This is a genomic window from Enterococcus sp. AZ088 (genome assembly GCF_051714845.1).
In the GTDB taxonomy this organism is placed as follows: Bacteria; Bacillota; Bacilli; order Lactobacillales; family Enterococcaceae; genus Enterococcus; species Enterococcus faecalis.
Genome location: NZ_JBIOSQ010000001.1, coordinates 2,633,092 through 2,646,785 on the forward strand (window position 1 = coordinate 2,633,092; position 13,694 = coordinate 2,646,785).

The following is a 13,694-nucleotide window of genomic DNA, read 5'->3' on the forward strand; positions in this document are numbered from 1 at the left end:
TTATGACTAATAATACAATAACCATCAAGAATAACGCCCTGCAATTCAAATACTTTTCAAATAAGAATAAGCCTGAAAAGGATTGGATTCCTTTTGGGAATATCGCTGATAGAATATTTTACAAACCCACACTTGTAAAGTATCCATACTTGGCTCAAGACGATTACTTATTAAAACTTGATGATAAAGAACAAGTAGATATTAACCCATTTAATTTTATCATTCAAGAAAATCAAGGGCAGAGAGCATTTATCAATCAGTTGCCACATGATTTCGTTCTGAGCGAGGAGTCACTGGAATTTCCTAGTGGCACCCCTGTTCTTGAAATCAGAACTAAAAATTCTAAAGATCAATGGCAACCCTGGCAAGCCATTCTTGGAGAATTTAATGTTTATAAAGTATTGGAAGCTATGAATAAAACATATCTTCGTTTTCCTATCGAGAAAGAACTCGAACACTTCAAAAAACATTTTGAAATCCGGTATGGTGGCATTTTGTACGTTTCCTATTTCGGAGATATATCCATTATGGGAGATGACGGCATTATAAAGACCTTCAGTACAAATACAAGGCAAATTGAATTTTTACCCGATTCAGATAATCCTTGCTGGGACTTCGAAGATAGGGTCAAGACTTGGAATGATTTCATTGCTAAATATCATAGCTACGATTCTAATGGCAACCGAATATGAAAAGGAGATTTATGAGAATTCCATTCATTCAAAAAAAAGATTTTGAAATTATATCTTTGCTAAATAAAAATACCAACTGGGTGGCTCGATTAAATAAAGTAGGGATTTTCTTGCTTTTCACTCTACTTGTCATAAACATTTCTGCTTTTAGTTCTTGGGAATCAAATCTAGTTTTACTTGTTCCTATTATGTCAATGGTTGTCGGAATTTGGGGCTATTATGTTTTCAAAAAGATAAAATTTTGTCTTAAAGATAAATTCTTTTATCGTGATATCTTAATAAGATTCCTTTACGATAACGGTTTATACAAAGAGGGTTACTCAGAATGGGAGGAACGCCAAAGCAATGGAACATACAAGACAAGGAAAGTAAAAAAGGTAACAGCCTCAGCCGAGTTTACTTATAAAGTGTTAGAAGATAGAATTATTGTCTACTCAATAAAAAATGGAGACAACTACACTTCAAAAATGATGAACCTTGATGTAGAGCTTTCTGCCCTATTTGGTAACCCACTATACGAAAAAATCGATAAGCCTTCTTTTTGTGCGTATCACTTTCTGACTGTTAAACCTGAAAGACTGGTTATTAAGTCAACAAATGGTCTTGAACGCAATCCAACCCAAATAATAAATTTAGGTTTTGGTATTAAATATGACCCCGCAAAATCCCCACATATTTTAGTAGCAGGTGGTACTGGAAGCGGGAAGTCGATTTTCATAGAAACGCTGATAATTCAGTTTTTACAGGTCGGTGATGTTGGTGATGATATACCAGAAGTTTATATTTGCGACCCAAAAAACAGCGATTTATCTCAACTATCGCATTATTTTGATGAAACTCATGTTAGTAGTTCATTAAATGGTATTGCTAAAATTTGTAGATTAGTTGCCGAAGAAATGGAGGCTCGCTATGAGTTTATGCAAGAGAACTTCAAATATGGTAGCTCATATGTAGACCATGATCTTTTACCTGTCTGGCTTGTGTTTGACGAAATGGGCGCCTTTCAAGCAAATGGAACCGATAAAAATTCCAAAGCAATAGTCAACGAAGTAATGGATTATATTAGGCAGATAATTCTAAAAGGGCGCCAAGCTGGTGTGTTCATCTTGGTTTCAAGCCAGCAGATGTCAGCTAATACGCTCAACACTGACCTTAGGGATAATCTAGGGCTAAGAGTGGCTTTAGGAGCTAATTCTCAAGAGGGATATAAAATGGTCTTTGGCAGTGCCAGTCCAACACCTCAGCCAATTGAAGAAAAAGGGGCTGGATTCTTATACTTGCAAGGTAGCGGTAAAGAAACAGCTCAATATTATGAAGCACCATGGGTCGATAGAGAAAAATATAATTTTATTGAGGAGATAACAAAATATACCAGCGTTTCATAGATAAATAAATCGGTTTTTGATTTGTTTGTCTATGAAATGCCCTCATGCAGCCGGCGGAATGACGGGCCGGTCAGCTTGATAAAGCTGAAAAATACTAAAATGTACGTCCAATCCTGAACGACTTATAAAAGCTGGAACGAAAGGAATATTGATATGAAATTAAATGATTTTTTGAAACCTGAGTTACTTGGAAATAAATTCTTAGCAGTAAAAGGATACTCAGAAGTATTAGACCGTGAAACACAGAAGTTATCTGCTTACCGTTTAAATGTGTCTATTCAAGATGAGAGTTCAGACTTCTTCATGGAAATGATTCAAGTTAAAGTTAATAATGTCGCTCCTAGCTTAAGTGTTCAAGATTTAAAAAATAATAAAACTACTCCTGTTCTGCTTCAAGACTTAAATGTGGGACAATTTAATGGAAATTTATGGTTTTCTTGTGCTGATGTCCTACCAGCTAATAAATAATTTCTAGCCTCTGTATCTCTTATTTTGGTTCAAGAATGGAACTGCCCAACTCGTTGGGCAAGCGGAGCGTGTTAGTGGAACGACATTCTTGATCCAAAATTTAGAGGTACGGAAGCGAATTTTATTCGCTTCCTAGTTTATTTATTATATAAGCAAACATTACGAGAAAATATGGGTGATTTTTTGTGAGTTATAACCGAAAAATTATCCAAACTAGTTCATATATTGAAATATATGAATATGAAAAAGTTATCTTTACTCAAGATGAAAATATTAAAAATACTGAACCGAAAAAAGAGCGAAAAAAGAAACGAAATTTTGATGAATTATCTACTGAAGAACAAAATGAACGACTAGAAAGAATTTCAAAAACAAGAAAAAATTCACGTTGGGAAGTTATGAGATTAGTTGATACTAATTTCGATAAAAAAACTTCATTCCTCACACTTACAACAAAAGAAAATATTCAAGATAGAAATCAATTTAATTTACTTTTCGACAAATTCATCAAGCGTTTAAACTATAAAATTTTCAATTCAAAAAAACGACTACTTAAATATCTTGCTGTATTAGAAAAGCAAAAAAGAGGTGCTTGGCACGTTCATATTATGCTTTTTGATTTTCCATTTGTTCCTCAACATGATTTAGTAAAAGTTTGGGGGCTTGGAGGAGTTTGGATAAATAAAATTGATGTTGATTCAAAAGAAAATCGAGGTCGTTATGTCAGTAAATACTTTGAAAAAGGTATTGGACAAGAACTTCTTGAAAGTTACGGAAAGAAAGCTTTTTATTCTTCAAGAAATTTGAAAAAACCTGAAATACTTAAATTCGTTACGTTTGAGGAAACTGAAAATATCATCAAACATAATGAAGTTCTATACGAAACAGAGTATTCAGGGAAAATTTTCAAGAATGGAGAACTTTTAGAAAACCGTATCAAATATAAAAAAATAAAAATTGATTAAATGTGAGGAAATAAAATGAATAGTGAAGTAAAAAAATTCCCTTTATTGTTGACAAGGGAAATGGCAGCTAATTTCTTAGGGATTGACCCAAAATCTTTTGACAAATATGTTAGGAGTTCTGACGAGCTAAAAAGGTTCATGGTTGGAAAACAGGAGCGTTATACAATCAATGAACTTGAAAAATTTATTGTTAATCATTCAATCCATTAAGCGAGGTTAGATAAATGGCAACAATAATTAAAAGAGGTAATTCATATCGTGCAGAAATTTCTAACTATAAACATGGCGTAAATAATCGGATTACAAAAACATTCAAAACTAAAGCTGAGGCGAAACGTTGGGCTATGCAACACGAGATAGCAAAAGGTGACGGTATAGACCTCGCACGAAGGCAAGATAGTTTTTCAAGCTTTTATGAAAATTGGGTTTATATTGTAAAAAAGAATGATGTAAGACCCGCTACCTTTGTAAACTATACCAGGACTATTCCTGTAGTAAAAAAATTATTCAAAGATATAAAACTAAATGAGTTAAATGACTTAGTAGTACAAATGAAGATAGATGAATATGGAGAAACTCATTCTCGTAAAACAACAACCGAATTATTGTTAAAATTACGGACTTCTCTTCGTTACGCTTACGGAAGAAATCTTCTTGTTTCAGATTTTGCTGGTCTTGTAAAAACTCGTGGTAAAGAACTTGAAAAAAGAAATAAAGCCCTCTCTATTTCTGATTTTAAGAAATTACGTTCTTATCTCCTTCAAAATTATAATAAGGAGTTTTATGTTATGGTACTCTTAGCACTTGAAACTGGCGCTAGACGTGGCGAACTGCTCGCCTTGACTAAGAATGATATAATTGAGTATGGTATTAAAATAGAGCGCTCAGTCAGCCCCACAAGCCCCGATACTCGCCTTAAAACAAAGAGGTCTAAACGGACTGTAACCATTAATAAAGATGTTTATGAAATTATTAACACTCTGATACCAAAAGAGAATGGTTATTTATTTGATCCAGACGGATTTCAACAATCAGCGAAATTAGCAAGGCTATTGAAGAAATTAAACATTCCTAGAACTACTTTTCACGGGCTTCGAGATACTCATGCTTCATTTCTATTTTCAAACGATAATATTAGACTAGACTATATTTCTCAACGCTTAGGGCATTCAAATTTGCAAACAACTATGAATTACTACCTTGAGTTAATGCCAGAGAAAAAACATCTGCAAGATACAGAGGCTTTAGATTTATTAAATTCATTGAAAGATGAGGACTAAATATGTTTTCTAAAAACAACCATAATTTGCCACCAATGAAGTACTTCAAAGGTCAAGAAGTTAAATTTGACTTTAATGGCGAGACTCTACAAGGAATTATAGAGATATTAGATTTTGGAGGTTGGTTTGAAGGTGACTTCCATTCATATGATGTATATGTTGCTACAACTGATACTCTATATAAACATGTTCATGAAGCCGATATTTATTTATAAAGTGCTTAATATCAAAAAAGACACCAGTAAAATACTGATGTCTTTTGCTTTTATATTGATAAGAAAATTGATTTTTTACACCAATTTCCACCAAATAATCGTCCAAAACGTTGGTATATCTGAAACAGATTAACGTTTTGAGAACTGTGAAGCTTTACGAGCTTTTTTAAGACCTGGTTTTTTACGTTCAACCATACGTGCGTCACGAGTAAGTAACCCAGCGCGTTTTAAAGCAGAACGGAAGTCAGGATCTACTTGTAACAATGCACGAGCGATTCCGTGACGGATAGCTCCTGATTGTCCAGCATAGCCACCACCGTTTACGTTTACGATTACATCGTAAGCGCCTTTTGTTTCAGTTACGCCAAATGGTTGGTTGATAACTTCACGCAAGTCAGCATGTGGAATATATTCTTCTACGTCTTTTTTGTTTACAGTAATTTTACCAGTACCTGGTACTAAGCGTACGCGGGCAACTGCATTTTTACGACGGCCTGTGCCGCTATATTGTACTTGTGCCAATGAATTTCCCTCCTTAAATTAAGTTCGTGATATCTAATACTTCTGGTTGTTGTGCAGCATGTGGATGCTCAGCTCCACCGTATACGTTCAATTTAGTAAATTGTTTACGTCCTAAAGTGTTTTTAGGTAGCATACCTTTTACAGAAGTTTCGATAAGACGGCGAGAGTTTTTGTCGCGTAATTCACCAGCTGTCACTGATTTTAATCCTCCAGGATACATTGAGTGACGGTAGTAAATTTTGTCTGTAGCTTTTTTACCTGTTAATTTTACTTTATCAGCGTTAATTACGATTACGAAATCTCCAGTATCCACATGTGGTGTGAATGTTGGTTTATTTTTACCACGTAGTACAGAAGCAACAACTGCTGATAGACGTCCTAAAGGAACATCTGTTGCATCTACTACGTACCATTTACGTTCTACTTCGCCAGCTTTGGCCATATATGTTGTACGCACGTTTCTTTCCTCCAATTTTGTTTTCGATGTTTGACATACACTTGAGTTTCCGGGGCTCATTGTGGGGCAAACAATACCATTTAATATTTTACCTTCAATCACTGATAAAGTCAATGTTTTTCTGCGCTTTCAGAAAATAGATTTTCACTTATTTTTTTGTGCCTTTTAAACAGAAAAAAACCGCCAACGTCAACGTCAGCGGCTTTGGGAGTTGTTTTAAATTATGCGTCAATACCAGGCGCTTTGCCAAGTTTGGCTTGTAACATCCAAATATTTTTTTCGATGTCTGTTTTGTTTGCGATGAAAATGTCTTGTGTGCAGTCGTCGCCTTCTTCACCAGAAACTTCGATTCCTTTTGCGTAAAGGTCTGCTAAGTAACGGTAGCCTGCTACTAATTTTTCCATACGTTCTGGAATGGTGCGGTCCCAGTTACCAATTTCATCTTCAATTTTTGTATTTTCTGCGAATTCACGCAATGTTGAGAATGGAGAGCCGTCCAATGTGATTAAACGTTCTGAAACAACATCTAATTGCTCATTGATTTGATCCATGTATTCATCCATTTGTGGGTGAAGTGTTAAAAATTCAGGTCCACGCATATACCAATGTGTTTGATGAATTACCACGGAAAATTGGCTTAAATCTGCAACGAGTTGGTTCAAAATTTCTTTTGTTTTTTCAAATTTCATTCTTTGTCATCCTCCTAAATATTATTTCTACACTCTTAGTGTAATATGAATTGTGAAAAAAGTACACTGAAAACCTTTCTTTTTTAAAATTATTATCAAATTATAATAATTACAATTAAGAATTTAATTAATTTCCTGAAATCGCTGTTTTTTCATCCGCAGTGACGACTTTTTGTTCCGCTTGAGTGAGGATCGTGTCGAGTGCCTCTGTTAACTTGTCAGTATCTTCTTTTCCTGTGACGAAAGCTAAAAAAAACTGATTCAGTCTCAGTTGCTCCGCTGCCGGTAAATACCATTGCCCTTCTACTTGCTTAACCGTTAATGGCAGTTCAACTGGCTCATGGCTGACATTGATTTGTTGGATTTCTTTTTTTAAAACGGCTAACGTGTGCTGCATGTCTAGCGCTTGTGTTGCCTGTTGCGTTTGCTGAAGAAGAGCAGTGGTTGTATCTTCAATCGCCGTCACAAAATCTAAGCCCTTAATCTGAAAAGTGATTGTCGCTTGCCCATTCAATTCTTTTGTGGCTACTAGTTGATATGACGCTTTTTTCTTCACTTGAGCCAGTAATTCTGTGTTAAGCTTCTGGGCTTCAGTCTCGGTGACTTCAGCGTTCATTTCTTTTAAGCTATTGAAAAACTGCTTCTGGAACTGTTGACGGCTCGTCTGCAAATGCTCCGCTAAGACTTTCGGTTCACGAAAAGTTTGAGAGAATGTCGCTGGCTTTTCTTGATAAATAAAGTAATCTACCAACTGTTGCGCTGCTTTTTCGCCGGAACGAGACGGTGCACTGCAGCTTGCTAACGCCCCAATGAATAACAGAAATAGTGGTAGTAGCTGCTTCTTCATTCCTCATCCTCATTTCCTCAAGTCTTTGTCTCTCTTCTAGTTAAGCAACTTCTCAGTCATTTGTCAAAGCTATTTACTATCAATTATTTGCGGAATTCTGCTAATTTTTGATAACTTTGTGCTAAAACTTGTTGGGTTTCTTGAAAAACAGGATACAGTTTTTGATAAGATAGCAGTTGATCTGCTCGTGGCGTGACCGTTTCATGAATCAGCACCTGTTGTGCCGCTGCTTGTAAATTTGGTAACTGCCCTAAGCCTTGCCAACCTAGCAAAACAGCGCCTAATGCCGAAGCTTCGGTACTATCAGTGAACGATAACGTTTCTCCCAGCACATCAGCCATGATTTGACGGAACACAGGGGAATCAGCAAAGCCGCCTGTCGCCCGAATCTCCTGAACGGGTCCACCGAGTTGTTTCAAATCCTCTAAAATAGTTTTTAAATTGAAACAGATTCCTTCCACCACCGCTCGAGCTAAATGTCCGGCATGGTGATTTTTGCGCAAGCCAATAAAACTTGCGCTCGCCTCTGCATTCCACAACGGCGCTCGTTCACCTAGCAAATAAGGATGAAACAGTAAGCCATTTGCCCCAGCTGGCACGGTTGCAATTTTGGCCATAATTGGGTCATAGAGATTGGTCCCGTTTTGGATAGCTTGCTGACGTTCTTCTGCAAAAATCGTTTGGCTCGCCCAATCTAACGCAACTGCACCATTACTACTTGCGCCACCAATCACCCAGTGCTGTTCATCTAGAGCAAAACAAAATGTTTCACCTTGCGGATGCAAAAAAGGTTCTTCGACAATATACCGAAGTGCACCGCTCGTACCAACGGTCAAAGTCGCTACACCCATTCCTAGCGCTCCCAAACCTAAATTAGACAATGGACCATCCGCGCCACCAAGAACTAAAACCGTTTCCTCCTCAACACCAAGCATCTCTTGCCAAGAAGGCGCTAACGCTGGAAAAATGAACGTTGACGGGGCAACTTTTGGCAACTGTTCCTCCTCAATAGATAAATACGCTAAAATCGACGATTCCCATTGCCGTGTGTGAATATTAAATAAACCCATTCCTGAAGCACTACTATAATCTGTCCAGTATTCGCCAAAGAAACGGTAAAAAATGTAGTCCTTAATCCCAATAAACTTGGCCGCGCTCTGCGCAACGGCTGGCTGATTTTCCTGCAGCCAGCGAATCTTGTACAAAGGCGCCATTGGATGAACTGGCATGCCTGTCAATTGATAAAACAATTGGGCCGCTGGCGTTTCTTTTAACGCTTCCGCATAATCAGATGCTCGTGTGTCAGCCCAAGTAATCACTTGGGTCAATGGGCGTCCTTGCGCATCCATGGCAATTAAGCCATGCATCGCTGAAGCAAAAGAAATGAGCCCAATTGGTTGATTCTTCACTTGTTGTGTGAGGGTTCGAATACAGTTCACCACAGCTTGGAACAGCGTTTCTGGGTCTTGCTCTGCCATTCCTTCAGTCTCTTGAATTAATGGATAACGCACATAGCTAGAAGCTACGACTGTGCCATTTGCTTGAAAAGCCACTGCTTTGGCTTGCGTGGTGCCAACGTCGACACCAATCGCTAATTTTTCCATTTGATTCCCTCATTTCTTGTTTCTTTTATTATTCCTAACAAAAAAAGATTTGTCTAGTCAAATGAAAAAGTTTAAAAAAAGCGTAGTTTATTTTTAAGGAGGTAACCTATGTTTTTCTTGAGTCTCTTTTTGATTGGTGCCTGTTTCGGTTCTTTTTTATGCTTAGTGGCGGAGCGCTTACCAGTAGGGCGTTCTCTGTGGTGGCCCCCTTCCCACTGTCAAGGTTGCCACCAGCCTCTACAACTCTATGAATTAATTCCAGTTGTTTCGATTTTGCTGCAGCGCTTTCGTTGTCGAAAGTGTCAACAGCCAGTAGCTAAGAGTTATCTTTTAGCAGAACTTGTCATGGGCGGCTTAACCGCAAGCTGTTTTTCAGCTGGCCTGACGATTGATGCTTTGATTCTCTGGTGGTGGCTGACGAGTGCTTTCACATTATCCTTGATTGATTACTGGTATTTAGTGGTTGAACCGAAGATTCTTTATCCTAGTTTTTTTGTGCTTTGCTTACTGAAAGTGGCGGGTCAGCATTCGTTTTACTTACTGACTGGTCTTTTTTGTTTTTGTTTTTTCCAAGCCGTCTTACATTATTTTCCGGAAGCCATGGGGCGAGGGGATCTTTTGTTACTGGGTTTGTGGGGCTGTTTTTTACAGGTACCTCAGTTGCTGATGCTACTATTTTTTGCCAGTAGTTATGGCCTAATCTATGGCTACAGCTGTAAATTTTTGGGGTATCCAGTTGAACAGACACTTCCTTTTGTCCCCTTTTTAAGTTTGGGCTTACTCACAATCAGTTGGTTATAGCAAATAAAAAAAGCCGCAAGGAGCATGCTCCTTACGGCTTTTTAGGGTTTATTTATTGATGTTTTTCATCGCATCTTCAGCAGCCATTTGTGCTTCGATGTCTGAAATACTATAAACGTTTTCGCTAGCTACGCCAACTTCTTTTGGTTCCATGTTACGGTAACGAGCCATACCAGTACCAGCTGGGATGATTTTACCAATGATAACATTTTCTTTCAATCCAAGTAATGGATCTTTTTTGCCACGGATAGCAGCATCTGTTAACACGCGTGTTGTTTCTTGGAAGGATGCAGCAGATAAGAAGCTGTTTGTTTCCAATGACGCTTTGGTAATACCAAGTAAAACTGGACGACTAGTAGCAGGGACGCCACCAGCAACTAATGTGTCGTAGTTACGGTCTTTAAATTCTGCGATGTCCATTAATGTTCCTGGAAGGATTTCAGTGTCACCTGGATCCATTACGCGGATTTTACGTAACATTTGACGAACCATTACTTCGATATGTTTATCGCCGATTTCTACCCCTTGCATACGGTAAACACGTTGTACTTCACGTAATAGATAGTTTTCAACAGATAAAACATCACGAACTTGTAATAATTGTTTTGGATCAATTGAACCTTCTGTCAACGGTGCACCACGGTGGATGATGTCGCCTTCAGCAACTTTCATACGTGCAGTGTAAGGGACAGTATAGGTACGTGTATCTGTTTTTCCTTTGATGGTTACTTCTTTTTGACGTGTGGCAGGATCTTCAGAAATATCGATAACTTCACCGGTTACTTCTGTAATCACTGCTTGCCCTTTCGGATTACGTGCTTCAAAGATTTCTTGGATACGAGGTAAACCTTGAGTGATATCGTCACCGGCAACCCCACCGGTATGGAACGTACGCATGGTTAACTGTGTACCAGGTTCCCCGATTGATTGAGCGGCGATTGTACCAACTGCTTCTCCGACTTCAACGTCAGAACCAGTTGCCAAGTTACGTCCGTAACAGTGCTTACATACACCATGTTTTGTGTTACATGTAAAGACAGAACGGATGGTTACTTTTTCAATACCAGCGTCCACGATTTCTCTGGCAAGATCTTCAGTGATTAATTGATCCGCACCAATGATGATTGCACCAGTTTCTGGATGAACAACTGATTTACGTGTATAACGACCTAATAGACGTTCGTCTAATGGTTCGATAATTTCATTACCTTCACGAATTGCTTCGATTTCAAGACCACGGTCAGTGCCACAGTCGTCTTCACGAATGATTACGTCTTGGGCAACGTCAACTAAACGACGTGTTAAGTAACCTGAATCGGCTGTCTTCAAGGCAGTATCGGTCATCCCTTTACGAGCCCCGTGAGTTGAGATAAACATTTCTAAGACAGAAAGTCCTTCACGGAAGTTTGAGATGATTGGTAATTCCATGATTCGTCCATTCGGAGCGGCCATCAAACCACGCATACCAGCTAACTGTGTAAAGTTGGAGATGTTACCACGGGCTCCAGAGTCAGACATCATGAAGATTGGGTTACGAGCTTCCATACTTTCGATCAGTTTTTGTTGGATTTCGTCTTTGGCACCGTTCCAAACGCCGATTACACGTTCATAACGTTCGTCATCAGTAATTAAACCACGACGGAATTGTTTAGTAATTGTTTCAACTTGTTTGTGGGCAGCATCAATGATTGCTTGTTTTTCATGAAGAACCATGATATCGGCAATCCCTACCGTCATCCCAGCATAAGTTGAGTGTTTGTAACCTAAGTCTTTCATGCGGTCAAGCATTTTAGAGGTTTCCGTAATGTGGAATCTCTTGAAGACTTCAGCAATGATATTTCCAAGATTTTTCTTCTTGAATGGTAAAACTAATTCTTGCTCTTTAATGTGTGCAGGAATGTCTGTACCAGCTTCTACGAAGTATTTATCTGGTGTTTGAACAGTTAAGTTATAGTCTGTTGGTTCGTTCAAGTAAGGGAACTCAACAGGCATGATTTCGTTAAAGATGATCTTACCAACTGTGGTGATTAAGATTCGTTCTTTTTGCCAATCAGTAAATGGTTTGTCACCTAAAAGTGTTGTTTGAACCCCAATCCGTGAGTGTAAATGCACGTAACCATTTTGCCATGCTAAAACAGCTTCGTTCATGTCGCGGAAGATCATGCCTTCCCCTTCACGGCCTTCTTCTTCCATTGTTAGGTAGTAGTTACCTAAGACCATATCTTGAGATGGTGTAACAACTGGTTTACCATCTTTCGGGTTCAAGATATTTTGGGCAGCAAGCATTAACATACGAGCTTCTGCTTGTGCTTCTTCGTTTAGAGGCACGTGAACCGCCATTTGGTCTCCATCGAAATCGGCATTGTAGGCTTCACACACTAATGGGTGAAGACGGATCGCACGACCTTCAACAAGAACAGGTTCGAAAGCTTGGATCCCTAATCTATGCAACGTAGGTGCCCGGTTAAGTAAAACTGGGTGTTCTTGGATAACTTCTTCTAAGATATCCCAAACTTCATCTTCGCCACGTTCGATTTTACGTTTCGCATTTTTAATGTTTGTCGCAATTTCACGTTGTACTAATTCACGCATTACGAATGGTTTGAATAATTCAATCGCCATTTCTTTTGGTAAACCACATTGGTACATTTTTAAGAACGGACCAACGACGATTACGGAACGACCAGAATAGTCAACACGTTTACCTAGTAAGTTTTGACGGAAACGACCTTGTTTCCCTTTCAACATGTGAGAAAGAGATTTCAATGGACGGTTACCTGGTCCAGTAACTGGACGGCCACGACGACCATTATCGATTAAAGCATCGACCGCTTCTTGTAACATCCGTTTTTCGTTTTGAACAATGATGCTTGGCGCATTTAAGTCTAATAAACGTTTTAGACGGTTGTTACGGTTGATAACACGGCGGTATAAGTCGTTTAAGTCACTTGTTGCAAAACGACCACCTTCCAATTGAACCATCGGACGTAAATCTGGTGGAATAACTGGGATAACATCCATTACCATCCAGCTTGGTTGGTTACCAGAGGCACGGAAGGCTTCTAAGATGTCTAAACGACGGATGGCACGTGTCCGTTTTTGACCAGAAGCTGTTTTCAATTCTTCTTTTAATTGCGCAACTTCGCCATCTAAATCGACGTTATCTAATAATTGTTTCACGGCTTCGGCACCCATAGCAGCTTTGAAGGCTTGGCCATATTGTTCACGTTTTTCACGATATTCGCGTTCCGTTAACAATTGTTTTTTCTCTAATGTTGTGTCACCTGGTTCGATGACAACGTATGAAGCAAAATAAATGACTTCTTCCAATGCACGAGGGCTCATGTCTAAAACAAGACCCATCCGAGATGGAATTCCTTTAAAGTACCAGATATGTGAAACTGGTGCGGCTAATTCAATATGTCCCATACGTTCACGACGTACTTTTGAACGAGTGACTTCAACGCCACAACGGTCACAGACAATACCTTTATAACGGATACGTTTATATTTACCACAAGCACATTCCCAGTCTTTGGTTGGACCAAAAATGCGTTCACAGAATAACCCTTCACGTTCGGGTTTTAATGTACGGTAGTTAATTGTTTCGGGTTTTTTAACTTCCCCATAAGACCAGCTTCTGATCTTTTCTGGTGAAGCAAGCCCTATTTGCATACTTTCGAATTTATTTACATCGATCAAAAGGAATTCCCTCCATTTCCTTATTTAGAGAAGCTGAGTCAGCAACTTGTTAGCAAATGGCAAGCAT

At 38.6% G+C, this 13,694-nt stretch carries 14 protein-coding genes; 8 read left to right on the top strand and 6 right to left on the bottom strand.

Annotated elements, in window-relative coordinates:
• Positions 1-2 precede the first annotated feature (2 nt).
• From IGL17_RS12675 to IGL17_RS12705, 7 genes are all read left to right on the top strand, one after another.
• Positions 3-692, top strand: coding sequence for a hypothetical protein (locus IGL17_RS12675; protein ID WP_002398937.1), 690 nt, complete (start codon positions 3-5; stop codon positions 690-692).
• 11 nt (positions 693-703) lie between these two features.
• Positions 704-2,077, top strand: coding sequence for an FtsK/SpoIIIE domain-containing protein (locus tag IGL17_RS12680; RefSeq protein WP_438760297.1), 1,374 nt, complete (start codon positions 704-706; stop codon positions 2,075-2,077).
• Positions 2,078-2,230: 153 nt separating this feature from the next.
• A complete protein-coding gene (locus IGL17_RS12685) occupies positions 2,231-2,545 on the top strand; it encodes a hypothetical protein (protein WP_002398939.1) in 315 nt (104 codons plus the stop codon).
• Between the two features lie 185 nt (positions 2,546-2,730).
• Positions 2,731-3,510, top strand: coding sequence for a rolling circle replication-associated protein (locus IGL17_RS12690; protein ID WP_002398940.1), 780 nt, complete (start codon positions 2,731-2,733; stop codon positions 3,508-3,510).
• A gap of 15 nt (positions 3,511-3,525) precedes the next feature.
• Entirely contained in the window at positions 3,526-3,720 is a 195-nt protein-coding gene (locus IGL17_RS12695; protein ID WP_002398941.1) for a hypothetical protein, read from the top strand.
• A 14-nt stretch (positions 3,721-3,734) separates the two neighbouring features.
• The gene (locus IGL17_RS12700; RefSeq protein ID WP_131769146.1) at positions 3,735-4,790 is read left to right on the top strand and encodes a site-specific integrase; all 1,056 of its coding nucleotides are present in this window, start codon (positions 3,735-3,737) and stop codon (positions 4,788-4,790) included.
• 2 nt (positions 4,791-4,792) lie between these two features.
• Positions 4,793-5,005 carry a hypothetical protein gene (locus IGL17_RS12705; protein WP_002398943.1) on the top strand — a complete coding sequence of 71 codons (213 nt, stop codon included), beginning with the start codon at positions 4,793-4,795 and terminating at the stop codon, positions 5,003-5,005.
• A gap of 129 nt (positions 5,006-5,134) precedes the next feature.
• Here IGL17_RS12705 and rpsI read toward each other — a convergent pair whose 3' ends face one another.
• From rpsI to IGL17_RS12730, 5 genes are all read right to left on the bottom strand, one after another.
• Positions 5,135-5,527 carry a 30S ribosomal protein S9 gene (gene rpsI, locus IGL17_RS12710; protein WP_002354786.1) on the bottom strand — a complete coding sequence of 131 codons (393 nt, stop codon included), beginning with the start codon at positions 5,525-5,527 and terminating at the stop codon, positions 5,135-5,137.
• Positions 5,528-5,540: 13 nt separating this feature from the next.
• Positions 5,541-5,969, bottom strand: a complete 429-nt coding sequence (gene rplM, locus IGL17_RS12715; protein ID WP_048670019.1) for a 50S ribosomal protein L13 — start codon at positions 5,967-5,969, stop codon at positions 5,541-5,543.
• Positions 5,970-6,205: 236 nt separating this feature from the next.
• Positions 6,206-6,673 (bottom strand): Dps family protein, encoded by a 468-nt coding sequence (locus tag IGL17_RS12720; protein WP_002354782.1) that lies wholly within the window; start codon positions 6,671-6,673, stop codon positions 6,206-6,208.
• Positions 6,674-6,800: 127 nt separating this feature from the next.
• Positions 6,801-7,520, bottom strand: coding sequence for a DUF5105 domain-containing protein (locus IGL17_RS12725; protein ID WP_016618637.1), 720 nt, complete (start codon positions 7,518-7,520; stop codon positions 6,801-6,803).
• A gap of 83 nt (positions 7,521-7,603) precedes the next feature.
• Positions 7,604-9,124, bottom strand: a complete 1,521-nt coding sequence (locus tag IGL17_RS12730; RefSeq protein ID WP_016618638.1) for a gluconokinase — start codon at positions 9,122-9,124, stop codon at positions 7,604-7,606.
• Positions 9,125-9,232: 108 nt separating this feature from the next.
• Here IGL17_RS12730 and IGL17_RS12735 point away from each other — a divergent pair, with 108 nt between their 5' ends.
• Complete coding sequence (locus IGL17_RS12735; RefSeq protein WP_025193391.1) at positions 9,233-9,925, top strand: prepilin peptidase; 693 nt, start codon at positions 9,233-9,235, stop codon at positions 9,923-9,925.
• 48 nt (positions 9,926-9,973) lie between these two features.
• On the opposite strand, the gene rpoC is transcribed toward IGL17_RS12735, so the two are convergent.
• Complete coding sequence (gene rpoC / locus IGL17_RS12740) at positions 9,974-13,627, bottom strand: DNA-directed RNA polymerase subunit beta' (RefSeq protein WP_002354777.1); 3,654 nt, start codon at positions 13,625-13,627, stop codon at positions 9,974-9,976.
• Positions 13,628-13,694: the final 67 nt, after the last annotated feature.